We start from the raw sequence: 25314 nt of genomic DNA on the forward strand, positions 1-25314 counted from the left end.
TACGCCCCCTCTTCCCGATGTTAAGCCCGGCGGCATTTACCCTGCCGGGCTGTCCCTGCCAATGTTACCGCGCAACATTTGCCCCTGAGCCGCCCGGCAAAAGCCCGGCAAAGAGTATGACTTAAGTCTCATATTTAAAATTTTACCTCGCCGGGTGATTCTCAACCCGCACATGTTACCCGTATCATCTCTTTCAGGCACCGCTGCTATAAAAATAGCCAGCTATCCTTTCTTACAGGAGTGATAGTCGATTTTATGGCGCCGTACCGTTTGCCAGCCCAGGCGGAGCAAACGAAAGAAGATTGAAATTTGACGTTACCCATAACAAATGAAAGGCCAGGTAAATTATGCCATTAGTCATCGTTGCTATCGGGGTTGCCCTGTTATTGCTGCTGATGATCCGTTTCAAAATGAACGGCTTCATCGCTCTGGTTCTGGTGGCGCTCGCCGTCGGGCTTATGCAAGGTATGCCTCTGGATAAAGTCATCGTATCCATTAAAAACGGCGTGGGGGGAACCCTCGGCAGTCTCGCGCTGATCATGGGCTTTGGCGCTATGCTCGGTAAGCTGCTGGCGGATTGCGGCGGCGCTCAGCGGATTGCCACAACCTTAATCGCTAAGTTCGGTAAGAAGCATATCCAGTGGGCCGTCGTGCTGACCGGTTTTACCGTCGGCTTCGCGCTGTTCTACGAAGTGGGCTTCGTGCTGATGCTGCCGCTGGTGTTCACCATTGCCGCATCTGCCCGCATCCCGCTGCTGTACGTCGGTGTGCCGATGGCGGCTGCGCTCTCCGTGACTCACGGTTTCCTGCCTCCGCACCCGGGCCCAACGGCGATTGCCACTATCTTCCACGCCGATATGGGCAAAACCCTGCTGTACGGTACGATTCTGGCTATCCCGACGGTTATCCTTGCCGGTCCGGTTTTCGCCCGCTTCCTGAAAGGCATCGATAAGCCGATTCCGGAAGGGCTGCACAACCCGAAAACCTTCACCGAAGAAGAGATGCCGGGCTTTGGCGTCAGCGTCTGGACCTCACTGGTACCGGTTATCCTGATGGCGATGCGTGCCGTTGCCGAGATGATCCTGCCGAAAGGCCACGCCTTCCTGCCGATTGCCGAGTTCTTCGGCGACCCGGTCATGGCGACCCTGATTGCGGTCCTCATCGCGCTGTTCACCTTCGGCCTGAACCGTGGGCGTTCGATGGAGCAGATCAACGACACGCTGACCTCGTCTATCAAAATTATCGCCATGATGCTGTTGATCATCGGCGGCGGCGGCGCCTTCAAGCAGGTGCTGGTCGATAGCGGCATGGATAAATACATCGCCTCTATCATGCATGAATCCAACATGTCTCCGCTGTTTATGGCCTGGTCTATCGCGGCGGTACTGCGTATTGCGCTCGGCTCTGCGACCGTTGCCGCCATCACCGCCGGCGGGATTGCCGCCCCGCTGATTGCCACCACCGGCGTCAGCCCGGAACTGATGGTTATTGCCGTCGGCTCCGGCAGCGTTATCTTCTCTCACGTTAACGATCCGGGCTTCTGGCTGTTTAAGGAATACTTCAACCTGACCATCGGAGAAACCATTAAGTCGTGGTCGGTGCTGGAAACCATTATCTCAGTGTGCGGCCTGATTGGCTGTCTGCTGCTGGGGATGGTGGTGTAAGCCAGCAGGTATCCGCATAAAAAAGGCCGGGTCCGCATGTGCGACCCGGCCTTTTTGTTAGCCCTTTGATACCATTTCCCCGGTGATGCCGGGGAAATGGCGGCACTACTTCTTCTTAGCGACCGCTTTGCGCCGCTTATCCAGATCCTTAATCAGCTTATTCACCCGCTCATCGGCAAACATCTGCTCAAGAGTGGTGGAGAGTTTACGCCGCCAGTTCGGATACTCGCTGCTGGTTCCCGGGATATTGACCGGAGTGGCCATTTCCAGCCAGTCTTCCGGCTGTAACCCCAACAATGCGCTGTTGCTGTCCGCAATGTAGCGCTGCATCCCACGATTGAGGGTCGACGTCATCGCCATCAGCGAGGCATGATGCCCGGCGCGTTTTGGCAGACAGCCGTATTGATGCAGCGCATCCAGCAGCCCCTGCTTCGCCCGTTCACGATCCTGATACAGACCACGTAAAACCACTTCATCAGGGTACAGACCTAACGATTTGCCCAGCGTCAGGTCTGCGCTTTCCCAATAGCCGCGCAGCGTCGGCAGGTCATGCGTTGTCGCCACCGCCATTGATTGTTGCGGATACGTCCGCGGCGCGCGAAACGTCTTCTCATGGTCATTTTCGAAATAGAGCACCTTGTAGGAATAGACGCCGCTCTTACGCAGCTTGCCGACGATCTCCACCGGTACGGTACCCAGATCTTCGCCAATCACCATACAGCGATGACGCTGACTCTCCAGCGCCATAATCGACAGCAGATCATCGACCGGATACTGCACATAGGCGCCGTGGTCGGCGGTTTCACCATACGGAATCCACCACAGACGCAGAACCGACATCACGTGATCGATGCGCAACGCACCGCAGTTTTGCATGTTGGCGCGCAGCAGTTCGATAAACGGCTCATAGGCACGGGCGACGATGATATGCGGATCCATCGGCGGCAGGCCCCAGTTTTGCCCCAGCGGGCCAAGAATGTCCGGCGGTGCCCCAACGGAGGCTTGCAGACAATACAGCTCGCGGTCGCACCAGGTTTCCGCACCGCCTTCCGCCACGCCCACCGCCAGATCGCGGTACAGGCCAATCGGCATCGCATCGTGCTGGCTGGTGTGCCAGCATTCGGCGAACTGGCAATACGCCAGCCACTGCAGCCAGAGGTAGAAACTCACCTCATCGGCCTGCTCAGTGCAAAACGCTGTCACTTCCGGGCTGCTGATATCCTGATACGCTTTTGGCCAGGCAGGCCAGCCCCAGCGGAGCGGATCTTGCTGTATCTGCCAGGCGTGCAGGGCATCATACGCCGCCTGCCAGTACAGGCTTTCGCCTTCACGAAGCACGAACTGACGGAACTCCGCCATCGTCTCATCGTGACGGGCGGAAAATCGTTTCCAGGCCATGCGCAGCGCGGTCATTTTCAGCGTGGTCACGGCGGTATAATCCACATCCTCGGTTTGACGCGCGGCCTGTAATGCCCGCTGCGTCTGCGGCGATTGCCACCAGGCCTGCGCCTCTTTACTCTGACGGAAATCATCGACCGCGTTGACGTCAATATAGATAACGTTCAGCCAGCGGCGTGAGGATGGGCTGTAGGGGCTGGCGCTCTCCGGGTTTGCCGGGTAGAGCGCATGAATCGGGTTCAGACCGATAAACGCGCCGCCGCGCCGGGAAATTTCCGGCAGCATCGCGCGCAAATCGCCAAAATCGCCGATGCCCCAGTTTTTCTCCGAGCGCAGCGTATAAAGCTGTACGCAGGCGCCCCACAGTTTTTTCCCCTCTTTCAGGGCCTGTGGTTCATAGCAACGCACCGGCGTCACGATCGCCCGACAATGCCAGCGTTCGCCATCCTGAGTCAGGGTCAGCGAATGATAGCCTTCAGGCAGTCTGGCTGGCAGCGGGAGGCTCTCCCCACCACGCACGTTGCCTTGATACTGTTTGCCCTCTTCGGTCGTGAGGATCCACTGAAATTCCCCGCGACCGGCGACCGGCAGCGACATTTTCTTACCGTGAGTGAAAACCTGCACCGGCGGCAGCGGAACAACCGCCGCTTTCGCGGCGGTTGTTGTACGATGCATCGCATTCAGCAGACGTTGTTTAGTCGTCGCAGCAATCGACTGCGGCTTACCGTGCGCATTGATGTAGTCAGGACTTATTCCCGCCGCCAGCGCGGCGTTATCAAGGCGTTTAGTCTCCATAGGCCTGTCCTTAGCGTTTTGCCTGCCAGATACGTTGTTGATAGTCGCGAATTGAGCGGTCGGAGCTGAACATGCCGCAGCGCGCGCTATTCAGAATCGCCGCGCGGGTCCAGGCTTCCTGGTCACGGTACAACGCATCCACCCGCTTCTGCGCGGCAACATACGCGGCGAAGTCCGCCAGCACCAGGTACGGATCGCCGCCTTTCAGCAGGCTGTGCAGCATCTGGTCGAAAGCATGCTTGTCGCCGTCGCTATACTTGCCGCTTTCCAGCTCTTTCAGGAGCGCATCCAGCAGTTTATCCTTTTTACGCCATTTCAGCGGGTCATAACCTTTCGCTTTCAGCGCCTTAACTTCTTCAACGGTATTACCGAAGATAAAGATATTCTCTTCGCCGACCTGTTCGGCGATTTCAACGTTCGCACCGTCCAGGGTCCCGACGGTCAGCGCGCCGTTCAGCGCCAGCTTCATGTTGCCGGTACCGGAGGCTTCTTTCCCCGCCGTGGAGATCTGTTCCGAGACATCCGCCGCTGGAATCAGCATTTCTGCCGCAGAGACGCAGTAATCCGGCAGGAAGACCACTTTCAACTTGTCGCCCACCAACGGATCGTTATTCACCGCTTGCGCCACCTTATTGATAGCAAAAATAATATTTTTCGCCAGATAGTAGCCCGGTGCGGCTTTCGCCCCAAACAGGAACACGCGCGGTACGCGGTCCGCCTGCGGGTTTTCGCGGATTTCTTTGTACTGCGCCAGAATGTTCAGCAGATTAAGATGCTGACGTTTGTACTCGTGCAGACGCTTAATCTGAATATCGAAAATCGCCTGTGGGTTGATCTCGATGCCGGTACGCGCCTTAACAAACTCCGCCAGGCGAACTTTGTTAGCCAGCTTAATTTCACGCCAGGTCTGGCGGAACGCCGCATCGTCAGCATATTTCTCCAGATGGATCAGCTGATCAAGGTCGTTAACCCACTCTTTCTTCAGCGTCTTATCCAGCAGCGCGGCCAGTTCCGGGTTGCACTGTTTAATCCAGCGGCGCGGCGTAATGCCATTGGTCACGTTGTGGAATTTATTCGGCCACAGCTGGTGATATTCCGGGAACAGATCTTTCACCACCAGATCGGAGTGCAGCGCGGCGACGCCGTTGACCGCAAAGCCGCTGACCACACACAGGTTCGCCATCCGTACCTGCTTGTCATGCACCACCGCCAGCTTCGCCCACACCGGATTATCGCCAGGCCAGGTTTTCTCGACCAGCTTCTTAAACCTGGCGTTAATTTCTTTGATGATCTGCATATGACGCGGCAGCAACGCTTTAACCAGCTTCTCGTCCCAGCACTCCAGCGCCTCAGGCATCAGCGTGTGGTTGGTATAGGCGAAGGTTTTGCTGGTCATAGCCCAGGCGTCATCCCAGCTCAACTGGTGCTCATCGATCAGCACGCGCAGCAGTTCAGGAATCGCGATGGTCGGATGGGTGTCGTTAAGCTGGATAACTTCATAATCCGCCAGCTCTGCCAGCTTGCGCCCCGCCAGATGGTGGCGACGCAGAATATCGGCAACCGAACAGGCGCACTGGAAGTATTGCTGCATTAAGCGCAGCTTTTTCCCTGCCTGATGGTTATCGTTCGGGTAAAGCACCTTGGTCAGCTTGTCCGCGTCGATGCCCTGCTGCTCTGCGCGCAGGAAATCGCCATCGTTAAATTTGGTCAGGTTAAACGGATGAGCATGGGTCGCCTGCCACAAACGCAGCGGCTGCGCCACGTTATTGCGATACCCCAGCACCGGCAGATCCCAGGCCTGGCCGGTAATCACAAACGCCGGTTCCCAGGCGCCGCTTTTGCTGACCTTACCGCCGATCCCAACCTGCACATCCAGCTGTTCGTTATGACGGAACCACGGGTAGCGGCTACGCCCCCAGTCATCCGGCGCTTCGACCTGCTGACCATCGTCGAAAGACTGGCGGAACAGACCGTACTGATAATTCAGGCCATAGCCAGTCGCCGACTGGCCAACGGTCGCCATCGAGTCGAGGAAGCATGCTGCCAGACGGCCCAGCCCCCCGTTGCCGAGACCCGGATCGATCTCTTCTTCCAGCAGGTCGGTCAGGTGAATGTCATGCGCCTGCAGCTCATCGCTTACCCCTTGATACCAACCCAGATTCAGCAGATTGTTGCCGGTCAGACGACCGATCAAAAACTCCATTGAGATGTAGTTGACGTGACGCTGCCCTTTGACGGGTTTCACCACCGGTTGAGCAGCCAACAGCTCGGCAAGCGCACCGCTGACGGCGTGCCACCACTGACGCTGGGTCATCTCAGAAGCGGACTGTAAGCCAAAATGCTGCCACTGACGGGTCAGTGCAGCCTGAAACTGATCTTTATTAAAAGAAGTCTGTGACATAAGAAATCCGGGTCCTTTACTAAAACGTTGGCGTTAGTGTGCCGACCTCCTGAAGCAACGTCCTCATCCCGATGGGGATTAGGCAGGGAGGAGCAGCAGGGATGAGCGAAAAGTGTGATCTCGGCCACTATAACGGTAGCTCTCCGCCAGAAATATGCTGAAAAATTCATCGTACAGGAACACTATGTTGCTCTGCACCAGCAGAAGAAGATTTGTTACAGGCCGAGACAACGCGTTGCATAAAACACCGTTACCTGATTATCGCGAAATAAAAATAAGCGTTGTGTAAAAATAATCCTTCCTTATGACACAAATACGCCAAAACGATTATTTATAAGACTGGCCTGAAATTAACCGAATAAAAACATACAACTACAAAAAAATGGCGCGAGTGCTATTTTACCCGTGTCTGAGCCGGGGAAAACCCAGTAACCACGCGCGCTGGTACCGGTTTTACAACCGCAGGGTTTTAATTGGGAATTTGTGACCTGGTGCAAATTCAAGAGCATAAAACCCGGACATAACTTGCAATAATTTTCATTATCGTCGACCTTAATAGTCATTAATTACGAAGCGCAAAAAAAATCGCAAATCCTCTCCTGCACAGCGAAATGATTAACTATGTTGATTCCGTCTAAATTAAGTCGCCCAGTACGCCTTGAACACACCGTGGTTCGCGAGCGATTGCTGGCTAAACTTTCCGGCGCGAACAATTACCGTCTCGTGTTGGTCACCAGCCCCGCTGGGTACGGCAAGACAACGCTCATCTCTCAGTGGGCGGCGGGGAAAAATGAACTCGGCTGGTTTTCGCTGGATGAAGGCGACAACCAACAGGAGCGTTTTGCCAGCTATCTGCTCGCCGCCATTCAGCAGGCTACCGGCGGCCACTGCGTGGCCAGCGAAACCATGGTGCAAAAACGCCAGTATGCCAGCCTGCCCTCGCTTTTTGCGCAGCTGTTTATCGAGCTTGCCGACTGGCAGCGCCCGCTGTATCTGGTGATTGATGACTATCATCTGATCAACAATCCGGTGATTCACGATGCGATGCGCTTCTTCCTCCGTCATCAGCCGGAGAACATGACCCTGGTGGTGCTCTCGCGTAACCTGCCGCAGCTCGGCATTGCCAACCTGCGCGTGCGCGAACAACTGCTGGAAATTGGCAGCCGGCAGCTGGCGTTTACCCATCAGGAAGCAAAACTCTTTTTCGACTGTCGCCTGGCCTCACCAATCGAAGCTGAAGACAGCAGCAGGCTGTGCGACGATGTCGCCGGCTGGGCCACAGCGCTGCAGCTTATTGCCCTTTCAGCCCGCCAGAATAACACCTCCGCCCACCACTCCGCCCGTCGTCTTGCCGGTATTAATGCCAGCCATCTCTCTGATTATCTGGTGGATGAGGTTCTGGATAATGTCGACGCGCGTACGCGTAATGTTTTGCTGAAAAGCTCGCTGCTGCGTTCCATGAACGATGCGCTCATCGTTCGCGTGACCGGGGAAGAAAACGGGCAAATGCAGCTGGAAGAGATTGAACGTCAGGGGCTGTTCATGCAGCGAATGGACGACTCCGGCGAATGGTTCCGCTATCACCCTCTGTTTGGCAATTTCCTGCGTCAGCGCTGCCAGTGGGAGCTGGCGATCGAACTCCCGGAGATTCACCGCTCCGCCGCCGAAGGCTGGATGGCGCTGGGTTTCCCGAGCGAAGCCATTCACCACGCGCTGGCGGCCGGCGATGCCAACATGCTGCGTGATATTCTGCTGAACCACGCCTGGGGCATGTTTAACCACAGCGAACTGGGGCTGCTTGAGCAATCGCTGGCGGCGCTGCCCTGGTCAAACCTGCTGGAAAACCCAAAGCTGATTTTGTTACAGGCCTGGCTGATGCAGAGCCAGCACCGTTACAGCGAAGTCAACACCCTGCTGGCTCGCGCCGAACAGGAAATGAACGTAAAAATGGATACCGCGATGCATGGCGATTTCAACGCCCTGCGGGCACAGGTGGCCATTAATGCCGGCGATCAGGATGAGGCCGAACGTCTGGCGATGGTTGCGTTAGAAGAGCTGCCGCTGGCCAGCTACTACAGTCGAATTGTTGCGACATCGGTCCACGGCGAAGTGCTGCATTGCAAGGGTCAGTTAAGTAAATCGCTGGCGGTCATGCAGCAGACGGAGCAGATGGCCCGCCGCCATGACATCTGGCACTACGCGCTGTGGAGCATGATCCAGCAAAGCGAGATTCTCCTGGCCCAGGGCTTCCTGCAGGCCGCCTGGGAAGTTCAGGAGAAAGCGTTCCAGCTTATCCGCGAGCAGCATCTCGAACAGCTGCCGATGCATGAATTCCTGCTACGTATTCGCTCACAGCTGCTGTGGGCCTGGGCGCGTCTGGACGAAGCGGAAGCGTCCGCTCGTAATGGTATGAATGTCCTGTCTGGCTATCAGCCGCAGCAGCAGCTGCAGTGTCTGGCCCTGATGGTGCAGTGCTCGCTGGCGCGTGGCGATCTGGATAACGCCCGCAGCCACCTCAACCGCCTGGAAAACCTGCTCGGCAACGGTCACTACCATAGCGACTGGGTATCGAATGCCGATAAAGTCCGGGTTATCTACTGGCAGATGGTCGGAGATAAAGCCGCGGCCGCCAACTGGCTGCGCCAGACGCCGAAACCAGAATTCGCTAATAACCACTTCCTGCAAAGCCAGTGGCGCAACATCGCCCGGGCGCAAATTCTGCTGGGTGATTTTGACTCGGCGGAAATGGTGCTGGAAGAGTTAAACGACAATGCCCGCTCGCTGCGCCTGATGAGCGATATTAACCGCAACCTGCTGTTGCTCAACCAGCTTTACTGGCAGGCGGGACGGAAAAGCGAAGCACAGAAAGTGCTGCTGGAGGCGCTCGCGCTCGCCAACCGCACCGGCTTCATCAACCACTTTGTGATTGAAGGCGAAGCTATGGCGCAGCAGCTGCGCCAGCTTATTCAGCTCAATACGCTACCAGAGCTGGAACAACATCGCGCCCAGCGCATCCTGCGCGATATCAACCAGCACCATCGCCATAAGTTTGCCCACTTCGATGAGGGCTTTGTTGAACGGTTACTGAGTCATCCGGAGGTCCCGGAACTGATTCGCACCAGCCCGCTGACCCAACGTGAATGGCAGGTGCTGGGGCTAATCTATTCCGGCTACAGCAACGAACAGATTGCCGGTGAGCTGGACGTGGCGGCCACGACCATTAAAACTCACATTCGTAATCTGTATCAGAAGCTGGGAGTCGCACACCGCCAGGACGCGGTACAGCACGCCCAGCGGTTGCTTAAAATGATGGGATACGGCGTTTAACGCCGTTTAGCACAGTTCCAGCTGAAGATTGTGGTCCTTAATCACCTTCAGTACGCCCGCCGGCGGCATCACATCGGTGTAGACCGCATCGACCATGCTGATGCTGCCCATATTCACCATCGCATTGCGCCCAAATTTCGAATGATCCACCACCAGCATCACGTGGCGAGAGTTTTCAATAATCGCACGCTTGGTGCGCACCTCATGGTAATCAAACTCCAGCAACGAACCGTCGCTGTCTACGCCGCTGATACCGAGAATGCCGAAATCAAGGCGAAACTGGGAGATAAAATCCAGCGTCGCTTCGCCGATAATGCCGCCATCCCGGCTGCGCAGCTCGCCGCCCGCCAGAATAATGCGGAAATCCTCTTTCACCATCAGCGTCGTAGCCACATTCAGGTTGTTGGTGACGATGCGCAGATCGTTATGTTCCAGCAGCGCATGTGCAACCGCTTCCGGCGTGGTGCCGATATCGATAAACAACGTCGCGCCATCGGGGATCTGGCTGGCCACCTTGCGGGCGATACGCTCTTTTTCCTGCCTCTGGGTGGCCTTCCTGTCGTGCCAGGAGGTATTTACCGAACTGGAAGGCAGCGCGGCTCCACCGTGGTGACGTAGGATCATCTTCTGTTCGGCAAGGTCGTTCAGGTCACGACGAATGGTCTGGGGGCTGACGGCAAACTGCTCAACCAGCTCTTCCGTGCTGACATATCCCTGTTTTTTTACCAGCTCGATAATGGCGTCATGACGTTGTGTTTGTTTCATGAAATATCCCTGGAATTATAAGACTCGCATAAAGGCGCTGTCGTTGCAGAGAGCCGGGTAAGGCGGCCCTATGTTCGCTTTCGCACATGTTGCGTATCGACAAACGCCATCGCCAGTCCGGTCAGGAGACCCGCCACATGCGCGCCGTTCGCAATCGACATGCCAAAAACATCAAACCATCCAGCAATTAACCACACTAAAGAGAAGAGAATCAGGCCGCGCTGCAAATAGATGCCGCTTTGCGGATCCCGCTCTCCGCGCAGCCAGACATAGCCCATCAGCGCATAGACGACGCCGGATAATCCCCCAAACCACGGGCCACTAAACTGGTGCTGGATAAACCCGCTTAACAAGGCGCTAATGACGGTAATGACCACCAGCTTACCGCTGCCGATGCGTTTCTCCACCGCTCCGCCAAGGTACCACCACCATAGCAGGTTAAACAGGATATGCATCAGCGAGAAGTGCATGAAAGCGTGGCTAAAGTAGCGCCAGACTTCAAATTTCAGCGACGGATCATAAGGCCAGGCCAGCAGCAGCATGACCGGCCGATCGCCGATGATATTTTGCAGAGCAAAGACCAGGATGCAGACACACAAAATGGCCCACGTAAACGGCCCGGCGTTGTGACGCAGGGTGGCAAAGAAAGGGAAACGCTGGTAGTGCAAACCGCTGTTGGTCTGCCCGGATTGCCAGCTGGCCGCCAGATAGCGCGGATCGGCGGGGTTTTCCAGGAAGCGAGCCAGTTCATCCTGCACCCGTCCGGCCTGACTCTCATCGGCCAGCCAGACATCGCTCTGATCATGCTGCTGAATGGTCAGGATAATGCCCTGCGTCGCCATATAGTCGACAAACGCCTGGGCCACACGCGGGTTAGCAAAAGAGGTAATCATTAACATACGGCGGATCGCTTATTCCACACAAAGGGGGCTAGTATATACGAGTTGCAGGAGTGGCGCGCCCTGGGCATCCCTGAAGCAGCCATGCCATCTGCACAAAGACGGTATGGCGTACTAATGCTTAAAGCGCGCCATGTTCCACTTCCGCCGGGAAATGACGATGCCACGCATCGAATCCGCCATCCACGCTGTAAACCTTGTCATAGCCCTGCTGTAGCAGATACTGCGCGGCGCCTTTACTGCTATTGCCGTGGTAGCACATCACCATCACCGCGGTATCAACGTCGTTATCGCGCATGAACGCGCCCAGCGTTTCGTTAGTCAGATGAAATGCACCCGGCGTATGCCCCATCGCAAAACTCTGCGGATCGCGGATATCCACCAGCACCGCCATGGCCTGATGCAGTTTCTGGTGCGCTTCTTCAACATTGATACATTCAAAGTGGTCCATGTGCTCTTTCTCTATATATAGCGGAATGATATTGCTGGCAGGTAACCGGCCATGATTCTACTGTCTAGTTTACCGTCAGACGGGAAATAAACGCCAATATGTTACACGCATCACTCCGAAATGTTTTTTTGATGTTACCAATGGCGCGTTTGTTTGCTATATTGAGCGATAACGAACATTTTTGAGCTTAAACGAAAGTGCCAGAGGTAGCGAACGTGGAAACCAAAGATCTGATTGTGATAGGGGGCGGCATCAACGGTGCCGGTATCGCGGCAGACGCCGCCGGGCGTGGTTTATCCGTACTGATGCTGGAAGCGCGCGATCTCGCTTGCGCCACTTCCAGCGCCAGTTCGAAGCTGATTCACGGCGGGCTGCGCTACCTTGAACACTATGAATTCCGCCTGGTCAGCGAAGCGCTGGCCGAACGCGAGGTGCTGTTAAAAATGGCGCCGCATCTCGCTTTTCCCATGCGCTTTCGCCTGCCGCACCGCCCGCACCTGCGTCCGGCCTGGATGATCCGCATCGGTCTGTTTATGTACGATCACCTGGGGAAACGCACCAGCTTACCCGGTTCGACCAGTTTGCGATTTGGCGCAGAATCAGTATTAAAACCTGAAATCGTGCGCGGTTTCGAATATTCCGACTGCTGGGTAGACGATGCGCGTCTGGTACTGGCTAATGCGCAGATGGTGGTCCGCAAAGGTGGTGAGGTCCGGACTCGTACCCGGGCAATTTCGGCGAAACGCGAAAACGGCCTGTGGATTGTCGAGGCGGAAGATATTGATACCGGCGAGAAATTCAGCTGGCAGGCCCGTGGCCTGGTCAATGCGACCGGCCCGTGGGTCAAACACTTCTTTGACGAAGGGATGCATCTGCGCTCGCCGTACGGCATCCGCCTGATTAAAGGCAGCCACATCGTGGTACCGCGCGTGCACACCCAGAAACAGGCCTACATTCTGCAAAACGAAGACAAACGCATTGTGTTCGTGATCCCGTGGATGGATGAGTTCTCGATAATCGGTACCACCGACGTTGAGTACAAAGGCGATCCGCAGAAAGTGGCGATCGATGACCAGGAGATTAACTATCTGCTGAACGCCTATAACGCGCACTTCAAAAAGACGCTGTCCCGCGACGATATCGTCTGGACCTACTCCGGCGTCCGTCCGCTGTGCGATGACGAATCAGATTCGCCGCAGGCGATTACCCGCGATTACACCCTGGATATTCATGACCAACAGGGCCAGGCGCCGCTGCTGTCGGTCTTTGGCGGCAAGCTGACGACCTATCGCAAACTGGCCGAGCACGCGCTGGAAAAACTGACGCCCTACTACAAAGGCATCGGTCCGGCCTGGACCAAAACGGCCGTGCTGCCCGGCGGCGATATCGACGGCGACCGCGACGATTACGCGGCCAGACTGCGCCGCCGGTTCTCATTTATCAGCGAATCGATGGCGCGTCACTATGCCCGCACCTACGGCAGCAACAGCGAGCTGATCCTTGCAGAGGCGGCCTCGATAGCGGATCTGGGCGAAGATTTTGGCCATGAGTTCTATGAAGCCGAGCTGAAATACCTGGTGGAACATGAGTGGGTACGCACTCTTGAGGATGCCATCTGGCGGCGGACGAAACAGGGAATGTGGCTGAATGACCAGCAGCAGGCGCGGATCGGCGCATGGCTGGCGCAGCACACGGGAAAGTCTGAGCTTTCGCTGGCATCGTAAATTGACATCACACGCGATATAAGGGGGAATCCCCCCCCTTATGTGCATTAACGGACGCTTTCCTCAATCACTTTCCGCCAGAGGCCGCAACGCCAGCCGCTTTTTTCCGCGCCTGACCAACGGCATCAGCGGCTCGCAATGCCGCCAGCACCGCCTCCGGGGTGATGGTAAACGGCTCGTTATGTATCGTTTCCCCCGTCTGACAAGACGCCCGGGCAACGGCCAGCAGTTCATCATCGCTAACGCCGGCCAGACCAATATCGGCCAGCGTAGTTGGCAAGCCGATATCTTCACAGAACTGATACACCTCCTCGATCAGCTCAGGCGCTCTATCGGTGAGCATGAGCATTGCCAGCGTGCCAAAAGCGACTTTTTCACCATGCCAGTATTTGTGCGTGGCGGGTAGCACGGTCAGACCGTTATGAATGGCGTGTGCGGCCGCCAGCCCGCCGCTTTCAAAACCGAGCCCGGATAACAGCGTGTTCGCTTCAATAACGTGTTCGAGCGCTGGGGTAACCTGATGTTGTTCGCAGGCCAGTTTCGCCAGACGCCCATAGCGCATTAACGTAGAGTAGCAAAACCGCGCCAGCTCAAATGCGGTCATCGGCCCTGGCCTGGTCGTCATATTCCCGGCCCCTTTGATCCGACAATCTTCCGCTTCAAACCAGGTTGCCAGCGCATCGCCGATCCCAGAAATCAAAAAGCGTACCGGCGCGGCGGCAATAATGCCGCTGTCCACCAGCACAAGCGTCGGGTTACGCGGAATCATCAGGTAGCGTTTGAATTTCCCTTCCGGCGTATAGATAACAACCAGTGAACTGCATGGCGCATCCGTTGAGGCCAGCGTCGGAACCACAGCAATAGGCAGCCGCAGGCTGGCACCGGTCGCTTTCGCCGTATCCAGGGTTTTTCCACCTCCCATACCGACAATCACATCGGCACCGATTTCCTGCGCGCGTGCGCAGATGCGAGCAATTTCCTCATCGCTGCACTCGCTACTGAACACCTCGATATCAAAATCAATCACCCCGTGGAGTGCCGTTGCAACCGTATCCCGGTAGCCATTATGGACAACAGGATCCTGCAAAATCAGTGCCTTATGACCGAGCGCGGCCAGTTCCTGCGGGAGATGCGTTGTCAACGCCCCTTTTCCCTGCACATATCGTGACGGAAAGATCGCGGTAGTAACCATTGTTTCTCCTTAAAAGACAATAAAGTTCAATATATGGAACAATATTTCCATATAAAGAATTTAATGCCGTTTACTCTGAACATACAATGACCAGGTGAGAGCATAATTTTATCCTGTGAGGCAGCGCACAATTTCAGGCCAGCAGGCGCTATTCACTAGCTTACCCACTCTTTTTCACCCTGTTTCCGCTCATTTTTGAAGCAAATCACAAAACATAACCTTACTTAATATATGGAATTGACGCTATATGAATACATCATCATATTATCAATATACAGAACATAAGTTCTATATACAGAACAATAATTTTTAATACTAAAGGGATGCAATGATGAGCATTGGAACAGAGAAACCGACCACACGAGGGCGCTGGCTGCATATTATCCCAGCCACGATCCTCGTTTATATCGTGGCCTATATGGACAGGACCAATATCGCCATTGGGATCGCAGGCGGCATGGATGAAGATTTAGGCATGACCGCTTCTTTTGCCGGTCTGGTCGCCGGGATCTTCTTCATTGGTTATATCTTCCTGCAAATTCCCGGCGGTCAGATAGCCGAGCGTCTCAGCGCCAAAAAATTAATTGCCTGGACTATTGTCGCCTGGGGCGGTTTTGCACTGCTGACCGGCTTTGTTCAGACGCCAACGCAGCTGCTGATTATTCGCTTTGTGCTCGGCGTGGCGGAAGGCGCTGTATACCCCGCTATTCTGGCGCTGATTGGCCACTGGTTCCCCAATGAGGAGCGCGCCAGGGCCATCGCCTATTTCCAGATGAACCTGGCCGCCGCCTCCATCATTACCGGGCCGCTTTCCGGCTGGCTTATCGAAACTTACGGCTGGCGGGAGATGTTTATCATCGAAGGTTTGCTCTCTCTGGGGCTGCTTTTTGTCTGGCTACCTCTGGTTTCCGATCACCCGCATCAGGCGAAGTGGCTGGATCCGAAAGAGCGCGCCTGGATCGAACAAAAGCTGCTGGCCGATCGCGCATTGAGTATTGGCGGCGAGCAAAGCAGTGTTCGCGGAGTATTAAAAAGCGTCAATCTGTGGAAGCTTGTCGGTATCTATTTCTTCGTACAGGTCGGCTTCTATGGCTTCGCGCTGTGGATGCCTAATCTGATTAAACACCTGACCGGCAGCGGCATGACCATCGTTGGGGCGCTTACCGCAGCGCCTTATGTTCTGTGCATTATCGGTCAGTATTACATTGCCAAATGGTGTGATAAAACCATGAATCGCCGCCTTTACACGGCTATTCCTCTGCTGGGTTTCGCGGTCTGTCTCGCCCTGTCCTTATTACTGAAAGATAACGTCTGGCTCGCCTACGGCATGATGGTGATTTGCGGATTCTTCCTGCAAGCCTATGCCGGCCCATTCTGGACGCTACCCCCCTTACTCTTCGCCCCCAACGTACTCGGCGGCGTGCGTGGCACCATCAACGCGCTCGGCAATATCGGCGGCTTTATCGGGCCCTACCTCGTAGGGCTGTTAACGGTGACGTTCTCGCAAACGGCAGGGATGACCGTACTGGTTGCCGCTCTGCTTATCGCCGTCGGACTGCTTTTCAGCTTGCCTTCTGTTACCGCACGCCCTGCTGGTAGCAGCAACACACCTGACACCCCGACGCCGGGTGCCTCACTTAAACAGGAAGGAATCGCCAAATGAGCCAGAAATGTCAGCATGCTCGCGACCTGTGGTCACAGCTTGACGCCCTGCGTCTTGGAATGAATTACAGCAAAGAAGATGTCAATAAACGACAAATCCTTGTCGATGACTGCTATGGCGAAAGCCATCCTGGTAGCTTCCATCTTAACCAACTGGGCGATGAAGCCGTACTGGGCGTGCATGAAAGCGGGGGGCGTGCGGTCCGTCACCATGTGACGGATATCTGCGACGGCTGGGGCCAGGGCCACGATGGGATGAACTACATCCTGGCGTCTCGCGAAGCCATTGCCAACATGGTCGAAATTCATGCCTCAGTGGTGCCTTATGATGCCGCGATTCTGATCTCAAGCTGCGATAAATCGATCCCGGCACATCTGATTGCCGCCGCACGCCTCAATCTGCCGCTGCTGCATATTCCCGGCGGCTCCATGCGTCCTGCCCCGAATATGAGTACTTCTGACCTCGGCGGGATCACCGCTAAGTTGAAGAAAGGCGAAATCAGCATTCAACAAGTGGAAGCGATGCAGCAATGCGGTTGCCCTACCGCCGGAGCCTGCCAGTTTATGGGAACCGCCAGCACTATGCAGTGTATGTCGGAGGCATTGGGGCTGGCCCTGCCTGGCAGCGCTCTGCTGCCATCGACCCTGGCGGAAATTCGCCGCGTCGCCCGCACCGCAGGCCACCAGGCGCTGTATCTGGCGGAGAAAAATATCACCACCCATAAGATTCTGACCCCTGCGGCGTTTGAAAACGCGATCAAAGTCCATGCGGCGATCGGCGGCAGCACCAATGCAATGATCCACCTTCCGGCTATCGCTCACGAACTGGGATGGGAGCTGAAGCCTGAACTGTTCGATCGGATCAATAATGAAATCCCTTATCTGACCAACATTCAGCCCAGCGGCGAGTACGTTACCGAAATGATGTGGTTTGCGGGCGGCGTGCCAATGGTGCAGTGGTATCTGCGCGATTATCTGGATCTTGATGCACTTACCGTGACGGGCCGTACGCTCGGTGACAATCTGGAAATGCTCCATCAATCCGGCTTCTTCACCCGCAATCACGGCTACCTCAGCAATTACAAAGTCAGCCCGGAAGAGGTGATTCGGCCACCCGAAAATGCCACTAAGAAAGGGTCGATTGCGGTACTGAAGGGCAACATCGCGCCTGAAGGAGCAGTCATTAAATATGCCGCCTGTGCGCCGGATATGCACCACCATACCGGCCCGGCCCGCGTCTTTAACTCCGAAGAAGATGCCCAGCAGGCGATCATTCATAACCATATCGAACCCGGCGATGTCATTTTTATTCGCTACGAGGGGGCAAAAGGTTCTGGCGCCCCGGAAATGCTGATGACCACCGATGCCATTGTGTATGACAAGCGCCTCGACGGAAAAGTCGCGTTGATTACCGACGGTCGTTTCTCCGGCGCTACCAGCGGGCCATGCGTCGGACACGTTTCGCCGGAAGCGGCCGACGGCGGGCCGATTGCCCTGGTGGAAGATGGCGATTTAATCGAAATGGATGTCAAAGGCCGCAGGCTCAATATCGTTGGCATCGACGGGGTGCACAAAACGGAAGAAGAAATACGCCGCTGCCTTGAAGACCGGCGGGCAAACTGGCAGAAACCCGATTATTCGAACCGTCGCGGTGTCTTTAAACAATTCACTGCTAACGCCGCATCATTAATGGCCGGAGCCTGGCTTAAATAATATCCCTGGCGGGCTTCGGCTCGCCTGTTTTAAGGATCGATACATGACTCAGATTACGAAATTTCACGGCGTATTTCCGCCAGTCCCGACTATTGTTAATGCGCAAGGAGAGTTAGATAAAACCGGTATGGCGACGTTGCTCGATCATCTTATTGCAAGCAAGGTCAACGGCGTATTACTGCTGGGCAGCGGGGGGGAGTTTTGTCATATGACCAAGGCACTGCGCCTGGAAACCGCAGAGTTTTGCGTTCGTCATATTAACCGCCGTATTCCGGTGCTGCTCGGCATTAGCAGCACCAGCACGCAGGAAGTGATTGAGTATGGTCAGCATGCCGACCAGCTCGAAGTCGATGCGGTCCTGGTACTGAATCCGTACTATGCCAGATTAACCGATGAGTATATTTATCATCATTTCAGCACCGTGGCTAATCACAGCAAAAGCCCGATCATTCTCTATAATTTCCCGGCGCTAACGGGGCAGGATCTTAGCGTTGATTTAATTACCCGGCTGGCACAAGACCACCCCAATATTATCGGCATTAAGGATACCGTTGATAATATTAGCCACATCCGTGAAATCATCAATAATGTCAGGCCAGCGCGTCCGGATTTCGTTATTTTCTCCGGCTATGATGAATATATGATGGATACGCTTATTTTAGGCGGCAACGGCGGGATCCCGGCGACGGCGAATTTTGCGCCGCAGCTCACCTGCGGGATCTACCGTGCGTGGTGTGAAAAAGAGTACGAGACGATGTTTGGCTTACAGCGCAGACTGTCCGCGCTTTCTACTATTTACAGCCTGGATTCACCTTTCTTCGGGATAATAAAAAAGGCGATTCAGCTGAGCGGAGTTGATATTTCTCCCCACGTGATGCCGCCCGTTTTACCGGCAAATGAAGGTCATATTGTGAATCTGAAGCAGGTATTGCTGCGTGCGGGGTTATAAAAGCCTGTATTCGATATCGGGCTGATATTTCTGCCGGGTGGCGGTTGACCCCTTACCCGGCTATCAACATGCGATAAGGTATCTGTAGGTTCATGTAAGCGAAGCGTCGCGGGCTCATTCCTGAGAAGCACGCTTCCTCAGCGCTCTGGGCGGGCTTTACTGTCCGCGCTATGATGATTTCAGCACAGCAGGTGAGTCAGGCTACGGCTGGCATCCATCATTAATGTCGCGAGCGACTCGCGTTTATCGTCAGGGATCTGGAACGCAACGCCTGATACGCTCAACGCGGCAATCACTTTCCCCTGCGCATTGAATACCGGTACCGCAATACAGCGCACGCCAAGGGAGTCCTCTTCGTTGTCATAACCCCAGCCGCGGCGGCGGATTCCAGCAAGCTCCTGCTTGAGGATATTCACGTCCGTGATCGTCGTCTGTGTAAAACGCGTCAGTATTTGATCCGAAGGCAGCAGCTCTTCCAGCTCCTCCTCGCTCAGCCATGCAATCAGCACTTTTCCCAGACCTGAGCTATGTAATGAGAGACGCTTGCCTTCCCAGCTTCGTATCACAATAGCCTGCGGACTTTCGACTTTCAGAAGATAAATTGGCGCATCGCCTTCCAGCACGCCAAGATGGCAGGTCAAGCCGGTGTTATCGCGGATCTCTTCGAGAATCGGTAAAGCGATTTTTTTAATGTCATACTGTTCCGCCGCTTTATTACCTAATTCATACAGGCGTAACCCCAGATAATACTTATCTTTTTCCTGGCGTAATAACCCATGTTCCACCATGCCATTCAGCAAAGATGAGGTGCTGCTTTTCGCAATCCCTGAATTTTGATGGATCTGGGTAAACGTTGCGCCGCCGCACTCCAGAAGATAATCAAATACACGCATGGTTTTATCGAGGGCCGGAATAGATGTGGTAATTTTTTTCATATTATTATCAATTAATTATGAATTGTTCTGCTAATACTATACACCAGTACTCAACCCTTTTTCCATCACAGCAGCCAAATGCCGCCGACAGATTCAGCAGACGAATAACCAGCAGCCCGACGTCAAACGCATATTTATAGACCGCGATAAAAAACGGGGCCAGTGGCCCCGTTGTGACTGCATGACCGGCTACAGTCGTACCGGGTCGATATGCCAGATATGATCGGCATATTCCTGAATCGTACGGTCAGAAGAGAAATAGCCCATATTGGCGATATTATGCATCGCCGTCATCGCCCACTCTTCCGGATGACGATACAACTCATCCACCTTATCCTGGCAATCCACATAGCTCCGGTAATCAGCCAGCACCTGATAATGGTCGCCAAAGTTGATCAGCGAATCCAGCAGGTCGCGATAGCGGCCCGGCTCCGACGGACTGAACAGCCCGGTGCCAATTTGTGTCAGCGCCTGATGCAGCTCCGGATCCTGTTCGTAAAATTCCCGCGGCTTATAGCCGTTACGACGCAGCGCCTCAACCTGTTCCGCGGTATTGCCGAAGATAAAGATATTATCCTCACCCACGTGCTCCAGCATCTCGACGTTCGCGCCGTCCAGGGTACCGATGGTCAAGGCACCGTTAAGCGCGAATTTCATATTACTGGTTCCGGAAGCTTCGGTACCCGCCAGCGAGATCTGCTCTGAAAGATCCGCAGCCGGAATAATCAGCTGCGCAAGGCTAACGCTGTAGTTCGGAACAAAGACCACTTTGAGCTTCTCGCCAATCTGCGGATCGTTGTTCACCACCGCCGCCACGTCGTTAATGAGGTGAATAATGTGCTTGGCCATGTAATAAGCCGAGGCGGCTTTACCGGCAAAGATATTCACGCGCGGCACCCATACGGCGTCGGGATCGGCCTTAATACGGTTGTAGCGGGTAATGACGTGCAGGATGTTCATCAGCTGACGCTTGTACTCGTGGATACGTTTGATTTGCACGTCAAACAGCGCTTTCGGGTTCACCACCACATTCAACTGATGGGCGATCGCGTTTGCCAGCCGCTGCTTGTTCTCCAGCTTCGCCTGACGTACAGCCTGATTCACCGTCGGATAGTCAATGTGCTGCTCCAGCTCCTTCAGCTGGCTCAGGTCGGTACGCCAGGTACGGCCGATGTTCTCGTCCAGCACCTTTGATAAAGGCGGATTCGCCAGCGCCAGCCAGCGGCGCGGCGTCACGCCGTTGGTGACGTTTGTAAAGCGCATCGGGAAAATCTTCGCGAAGTCGGCAAACAACGACTCCACCATCAGTCGGGAGTGCAGTTCGGAAACGCCGTTTACTTTATGACTAATCACCACCGCCAGCCACGCCATGCGCACGCGACGGCCGTTGGATTCGTCGATAATCGATGTGCGGCTCAGCAGCGCGGTATCATTGGGATACTGCTCCTGTAGCGTCTTCAGGAAGTAGTCATTGATCTCGAAAATAATCTGCAAATGGCGCGGCAGAATCTTGCCCAGCATATCGACAGGCCAGGTCTCCAGCGCTTCGCTCATCAACGTATGGTTGGTGTAGGAGAACACCTGGCAGGTGACTTCAAACGCTTCATCCCAGCCGAACTTATGCTCATCAATCAGCAGGCGCATCAGCTCCGGGATCGACAGCACCGGATGGGTGTCGTTGAGGTGAATCGCTATTTTGTCTGCCAGGTTAGCGAAAGATTTGTGCAGTTGATAATGGCGGCTGAGAATATCCTGCACCGTAGCGGAGACGAGGAAATATTCCTGACGCAGGCGCAGCTCGCGCCCGGAGTAGGTCGAGTCGTCCGGATACAGTACCCGGGAGACGTTTTCAGAATGGTTTTTATCTTCTACCGCCGCGAAGTAATCACCCTGATTAAATTTACCAAGGTTAATCTCGCTGCTGGCCTGAGCGCTCCACAGACGGAGCGTGTTGGTCGCATCGGTATCAAAGCCCGGGATAATCTGATCGTAGGCTTCCGCGAGGATCTCTTCGGTTTCAACCCAGCGCGACTGTTTGCCTTCCTGCTGAATGCGCCCGCCGAAGCGCACTTTGTAACGCGTATTATGCCGCTCAAACTCCCACGGGTTGCCGTACTCAAGCCAGTAATCCGGGGACTCTTTCTGCCGCCCGTCAACGATGTTTTGCTTAAACATCCCGTAGTCATAGCGGATACCGTAACCACGACCAGGCAAGCCTAACGCCGCCAGCGAGTCGAGGAAACAGGCGGCCAGGCGCCCAAGGCCGCCATTGCCCAGCCCCGGGTCATTCTCTTCGTCAATCAGCTCTTCAAGGTTCAGCCCCATCTCTTCCAGTGCGCAGTTCACATCCTCATAGATGCCCAACGACAGCAAGGCGTTAGAGAGCGTACGACCAATCAGAAACTCCATCGACAGGTAATAAACCTGGCGAACCTCCTGAGAAAGCTGAGCGCGATTAGAGCGCAGCCAGCGCTCCACCATACGGTCGCGAACGGCAAACAACGTGGCGTTGAGCCACTCGTGCTTATTGGCAATAGCAGGATCTTTACCAATGATAAACATCAGCTTATAGGCAATAGAGTGCTTTAACGCCTCAACGCTCAGCGTGGGTGATGCGTAGCTAAAGGGTACATTCATCGCAATGACTCCTGTGGTTACATCAAGCGTTGATAAAGTTCTCGATAAGAGTTCGCCGCGACCTGCCAGCTAAAATCCATATTCATCGCCTGACGCTGAACGTAACGCCAGAGCGACGGGCGCGACCACAGCACGAACGCGCGCCGAATAGCCCGCAGCAGCGATAGCGCATTGCTGTCTTCAAAGACAAAACCGCTGGCTACGCCATCGGCCAGGTTTTCCAGCGAACTGTCGGTCACGGTATCCGCCAGCCCCCCGGTACGCCGCACCAGCGGCAGCGTGCCGTACTTCAGGCCATACAGCTGTGTTAAGCCACAGGGCTCGAAACGGCTGGGAACCAGAATCACGTCGGCACCGCCCATAATGCGGTGTGAGAAAGCCTCGTGATAACCAATCTGCACGCCAACTTTGCCCGGATGCTCGGCGGCCGCGGCCAGGAAACCTTCCTGCAGTACCGGATCCCCTGCGCCAAGCAGCGCCAGTTGCCCACCCTGCTCAAGCAGGCCCGGCAGCGCTTCGAGAACTAAATCCAGCCCTTTCTGGCTGGTCAGACGGCTGACCACGGCGAACAGCGGGGCTTTGTCGTCGACTTGCAACCCCATCGCAATTTGCAGCTGGCGCTTATTCTCCGCTTTGTCTTCAAGGCAATCGCGATCATAACGCGACGCCAGCAGCAGGTCGCTTTCCGGGTTCCAGATACCCGCATCCACGCCGTTAAGAATCCCCGATAGCCGCCCCTCGTGCTGACGCTGACGCAGCAGCCCTTCCATGCCGTAGGCAAATTGCGGTTCGGTTATTTCACGCGCGTAGGTCGGGCTGACCGCCGTAATATGATCGGCAAAATAGAGGCCAGACTTAAGGAACGAGATCTGGCCGTTGAACTCCAGACCATGCATGTTATAGAACGACCACGGCAGCTCTATCTCATTCATATGCCATGAATAGAACATGCCCTGATAAGCCAGGTTGTGTACCGTAAAGATCGATTTCGCCGGTCGTCCACGCGCTGCCAGATAGGCAGGAGTCAGGCCCGCATGCCAGTCGTGAGCATGCACGACATCAGGACGCCAGAAAGGGTCCAGCCCGCAGGCCATCTCGCTACCTACCCAACCCAGCAGCGCAAAACGCAGCACGTTGTCGGTGTAAGCATGTTGGTTAGTGTCGTGGTAAGGGCTCCCTGGGCGGTCGTAGAGATGCGGGGCATCAATCAAATAGATCCCCACGCCGTTATAGTGACCAAACAGCAGCGTCATGCGTCCGGCAAAGGTCTCTCTGCGCGTCACAACCTGTGCATCGGTGACGCCACGGCGAATATCCGGGAACGCCGGCAGCAGCACGCGCGTATCAATACCCTCAGCGATTTGCGCCGCAGGCAGCGCGCCGATTACATCCGCCAGACCGCCGGTTTTTAACAGCGGGAACATCTCTGAACATACATGTAAGACCTGCATTATCGCTCCTGTTTATGCCCCAACTTCCGCAACATATCACGCGTAACCAGCACGATACCTTCCTCCGATCGGTAGAACCGACGCGCATCCTCTTCCGCGTGTTCGCCAATCACCATGCCCTCAGGAATCACACAGGCGCGATCGATTATGCAGCGGCGCAGGCGGCATGAGCGCCCCACCCACACTTCTGGCAATAAGACTGCCGAATCAATGTTACAGAATGAATTCACGCGCACACGCGGGAACAGCACCGATTGCACCACCACCGAACCGGAGATAATACAGCCGCCGGAAACCAGCGAGTTCAAGGTCATCCCGTGACTACCAGAGCGGTCCTGAACGAACTTCGCGGGCGGCAGAGACTCCATATGGGTCCGAATCGGCCAGTTCTGATCATACATATCCAGCTCCGGCGTCACCGAGGCCAGGTCAAGGTTCGCTTTCCAGTAGGCTTCAAGCGTCCCCACATCGCGCCAGTACGGTTCCGCATCCGGATCAGACTGCACGCAGGAGAGCGGGAAAGGATGTGCATAAGCCATGCCAGCTTCGGTTATCTTCGGAATAATATCTTTGCCGAAATCGTGGCTGGAGTTTTCGTCGTCGTCATCTTCAGTCAGTAGTTCATAAAGATAATCAGCATCAAAGACATAGATCCCCATGCTGGCCAGCGATTTGGTCGCATCGCTCGGTATCGCGGGCGGAGTCGCGGGTTTTTCGACGAATTCGATAATTTTATCGTTTTCATCCACCGCCATGACGCCAAAGGCGGATGCCTCTTCAATGGGCACCGGCATACAGGCCACGGTGCAGCGAGCCCCTTTTTCGACGTGATCGATCAACATGCGCGAGTAGTCTTGCTTGTAAATATGATCGCCGGCGAGGATCACCACATACTCCGCTTTATAGCGGCGAATGATGTCGAGGTTCTGCGTCACCGCATCAGCCGTGCCGCGATACCAGTTTTCGCCATGTACCCGCTGTTGCGCTGGCAGTAAATCCACGAACTCGTTCATTTCTTCGCTAAAAAATGACCAGCCGCGCTGGATATGTTGTACCAGAGTGTGCGATTGATACTGGGTGATAACGCCGATACGGCGAATACCTGAGTTAATGCAGTTAGATAATGCGAAATCGATTATGCGAAACTTACCGCCGAAATGGACAGCCGGTTTTGCACGCTTAATAGTTAAGTCCTTAAGCCGGGTACCGCGCCCACCCGCAAGAATCAATGCAACGGTTTTGATGGGGAGCTGACGCGCCAGCATCAACGGATCGTTCTTTTCTAGCCTAACCATGATTAACTCCTTTTTACATCCCAGCCTTCCTGTCCCTCTCGCCGCGCAGCGGCCGC

General features: G+C 55.2%; 16 protein-coding genes. 6 read left to right on the top strand and 10 right to left on the bottom strand.

What is annotated here, in order from left to right:
* Window positions 1–347: 347 nt before the first annotated feature.
* The gene (gene gntT, locus FNY10_RS22990; RefSeq protein WP_100684449.1) at window positions 348–1664 is read left to right on the top strand and encodes a gluconate transporter; all 1317 of its coding nucleotides are present in this window, start codon (window positions 348–350) and stop codon (window positions 1662–1664) included.
* A 105-nt stretch (window positions 1665–1769) separates the two neighbouring features.
* Here the strand turns inward: gntT and malQ are convergent, their stop codons facing one another.
* Together malQ and malP are read right to left on the bottom strand one after the other, a co-directional pair.
* Window positions 1770–3857: a 4-alpha-glucanotransferase gene (malQ, locus tag FNY10_RS22995; RefSeq protein ID WP_160704299.1), complete on the bottom strand. Its 2088-nt coding sequence runs from the start codon at window positions 3855–3857 to the stop codon at window positions 1770–1772.
* Between the two features lie 10 nt (window positions 3858–3867).
* Complete coding sequence (malP, locus tag FNY10_RS23000; RefSeq protein ID WP_160704297.1) at window positions 3868–6258, bottom strand: maltodextrin phosphorylase; 2391 nt, start codon at window positions 6256–6258, stop codon at window positions 3868–3870.
* Between the two features lie 621 nt (window positions 6259–6879).
* On the opposite strand from malP, the gene malT reads away from it, so the two are divergent.
* On the top strand, window positions 6880–9585 hold the full coding sequence (gene malT, locus FNY10_RS23005; RefSeq protein WP_160704295.1) for an HTH-type transcriptional regulator MalT: 2706 nt from the start codon (window positions 6880–6882) through the stop codon (window positions 9583–9585).
* 6 nt (window positions 9586–9591) lie between these two features.
* Here the strand turns inward: malT and FNY10_RS23010 are convergent, their stop codons facing one another.
* The 3 genes from FNY10_RS23010 to glpE form a co-directional block, all read right to left on the bottom strand.
* Entirely contained in the window at window positions 9592–10350 is a 759-nt protein-coding gene (locus FNY10_RS23010; protein ID WP_100684453.1) for a DeoR/GlpR family transcriptional regulator, read from the bottom strand.
* Between the two features lie 68 nt (window positions 10351–10418).
* A complete protein-coding gene (glpG, locus tag FNY10_RS23015) occupies window positions 10419–11249 on the bottom strand; it encodes a rhomboid family intramembrane serine protease GlpG (protein ID WP_160704293.1) in 831 nt (276 codons plus the stop codon).
* Window positions 11250–11370: 121 nt separating this feature from the next.
* On the bottom strand, window positions 11371–11700 hold the full coding sequence (gene glpE / locus FNY10_RS23020) for a thiosulfate sulfurtransferase GlpE (RefSeq protein WP_160704291.1): 330 nt from the start codon (window positions 11698–11700) through the stop codon (window positions 11371–11373).
* A gap of 215 nt (window positions 11701–11915) precedes the next feature.
* Between glpE and glpD the strand changes: the two genes are divergently transcribed.
* Window positions 11916–13424, top strand: a complete 1509-nt coding sequence (gene glpD / locus FNY10_RS23025) for a glycerol-3-phosphate dehydrogenase (protein ID WP_160704289.1) — start codon at window positions 11916–11918, stop codon at window positions 13422–13424.
* A 67-nt stretch (window positions 13425–13491) separates the two neighbouring features.
* Here glpD and FNY10_RS23030 read toward each other — a convergent pair whose 3' ends face one another.
* Window positions 13492–14616: a glycerol dehydrogenase gene (locus FNY10_RS23030; protein ID WP_100684456.1), complete on the bottom strand. Its 1125-nt coding sequence runs from the start codon at window positions 14614–14616 to the stop codon at window positions 13492–13494.
* Between the two features lie 328 nt (window positions 14617–14944).
* Between FNY10_RS23030 and FNY10_RS23035 the strand changes: the two genes are divergently transcribed.
* Genes FNY10_RS23035 through FNY10_RS23045 form a run of 3 tightly spaced genes read left to right on the top strand, consistent with a single transcriptional unit; the run spans window position 14945 to window position 18940 of the window.
* Entirely contained in the window at window positions 14945–16279 is a 1335-nt protein-coding gene (locus tag FNY10_RS23035; RefSeq protein WP_131049150.1) for an MFS transporter, read from the top strand.
* On the top strand, window positions 16276–17991 hold the full coding sequence (ilvD, locus tag FNY10_RS23040) for a dihydroxy-acid dehydratase (RefSeq protein ID WP_100684458.1): 1716 nt from the start codon (window positions 16276–16278) through the stop codon (window positions 17989–17991). The genes FNY10_RS23035 and ilvD overlap by 4 nt, the downstream gene beginning before the upstream one ends.
* 43 nt (window positions 17992–18034) lie before the next feature.
* Window positions 18035–18940: a dihydrodipicolinate synthase family protein gene (locus FNY10_RS23045; protein WP_131049151.1), complete on the top strand. Its 906-nt coding sequence runs from the start codon at window positions 18035–18037 to the stop codon at window positions 18938–18940.
* A 179-nt stretch (window positions 18941–19119) separates the two neighbouring features.
* Here the strand turns inward: FNY10_RS23045 and FNY10_RS23050 are convergent, their stop codons facing one another.
* From FNY10_RS23050 to glgC, 4 genes are all read right to left on the bottom strand, one after another.
* Complete coding sequence (locus FNY10_RS23050) at window positions 19120–19875, bottom strand: IclR family transcriptional regulator (RefSeq protein WP_100684460.1); 756 nt, start codon at window positions 19873–19875, stop codon at window positions 19120–19122.
* A gap of 189 nt (window positions 19876–20064) precedes the next feature.
* Window positions 20065–22512, bottom strand: coding sequence for a glycogen phosphorylase (gene glgP / locus FNY10_RS23055; protein WP_131049152.1), 2448 nt, complete (start codon window positions 22510–22512; stop codon window positions 20065–20067).
* Between the two features lie 17 nt (window positions 22513–22529).
* A complete protein-coding gene (gene glgA / locus FNY10_RS23060; protein WP_160704287.1) occupies window positions 22530–23963 on the bottom strand; it encodes a glycogen synthase GlgA in 1434 nt (477 codons plus the stop codon).
* A complete protein-coding gene (glgC, locus tag FNY10_RS23065) occupies window positions 23963–25258 on the bottom strand; it encodes a glucose-1-phosphate adenylyltransferase (RefSeq protein ID WP_160704285.1) in 1296 nt (431 codons plus the stop codon). The genes glgA and glgC overlap by 1 nt, the downstream gene beginning before the upstream one ends.
* Between the last annotated feature and the right edge of the window lie 56 nt (window positions 25259–25314).

Origin of the sequence: Klebsiella sp. Lac1 (genome assembly GCF_009825425.1) — a bacterium.
In the GTDB taxonomy this organism is placed as follows: Bacteria; Pseudomonadota; Gammaproteobacteria; order Enterobacterales; family Enterobacteriaceae; genus Klebsiella; species Klebsiella electrica.

Coding starts and splice junctions, on each gene's coding strand:
- glpG (WP_160704293.1), bottom strand. CDS start 11,249: ATGTTAATGATTACCTCTTTTGCTAACCCGCGTGTGGCCCAGGCGTTT.
- gntT (WP_100684449.1), top strand. CDS start 348: ATGCCATTAGTCATCGTTGCTATCGGGGTTGCCCTGTTATTGCTGCTG.
- FNY10_RS23045 (WP_131049151.1), top strand. CDS start 18,035: ATGACTCAGATTACGAAATTTCACGGCGTATTTCCGCCAGTCCCGACT.
- malP (WP_160704297.1), bottom strand. CDS start 6,258: ATGTCACAGACTTCTTTTAATAAAGATCAGTTTCAGGCTGCACTGACC.
- glgA (WP_160704287.1), bottom strand. CDS start 23,963: ATGCAGGTCTTACATGTATGTTCAGAGATGTTCCCGCTGTTAAAAACC.
- ilvD (WP_100684458.1), top strand. CDS start 16,276: ATGAGCCAGAAATGTCAGCATGCTCGCGACCTGTGGTCACAGCTTGAC.
- FNY10_RS23050 (WP_100684460.1), bottom strand. CDS start 19,875: ATGAAAAAAATTACCACATCTATTCCGGCCCTCGATAAAACCATGCGT.
- malT (WP_160704295.1), top strand. CDS start 6,880: ATGTTGATTCCGTCTAAATTAAGTCGCCCAGTACGCCTTGAACACACC.
- glpE (WP_160704291.1), bottom strand. CDS start 11,700: ATGGACCACTTTGAATGTATCAATGTTGAAGAAGCGCACCAGAAACTG.
- malQ (WP_160704299.1), bottom strand. CDS start 3,857: ATGGAGACTAAACGCCTTGATAACGCCGCGCTGGCGGCGGGAATAAGT.
- FNY10_RS23010 (WP_100684453.1), bottom strand. CDS start 10,350: ATGAAACAAACACAACGTCATGACGCCATTATCGAGCTGGTAAAAAAA.
- FNY10_RS23030 (WP_100684456.1), bottom strand. CDS start 14,616: ATGGTTACTACCGCGATCTTTCCGTCACGATATGTGCAGGGAAAAGGG.
- FNY10_RS23035 (WP_131049150.1), top strand. CDS start 14,945: ATGATGAGCATTGGAACAGAGAAACCGACCACACGAGGGCGCTGGCTG.
- glgP (WP_131049152.1), bottom strand. CDS start 22,512: ATGAATGTACCCTTTAGCTACGCATCACCCACGCTGAGCGTTGAGGCG.
- glgC (WP_160704285.1), bottom strand. CDS start 25,258: ATGGTTAGGCTAGAAAAGAACGATCCGTTGATGCTGGCGCGTCAGCTC.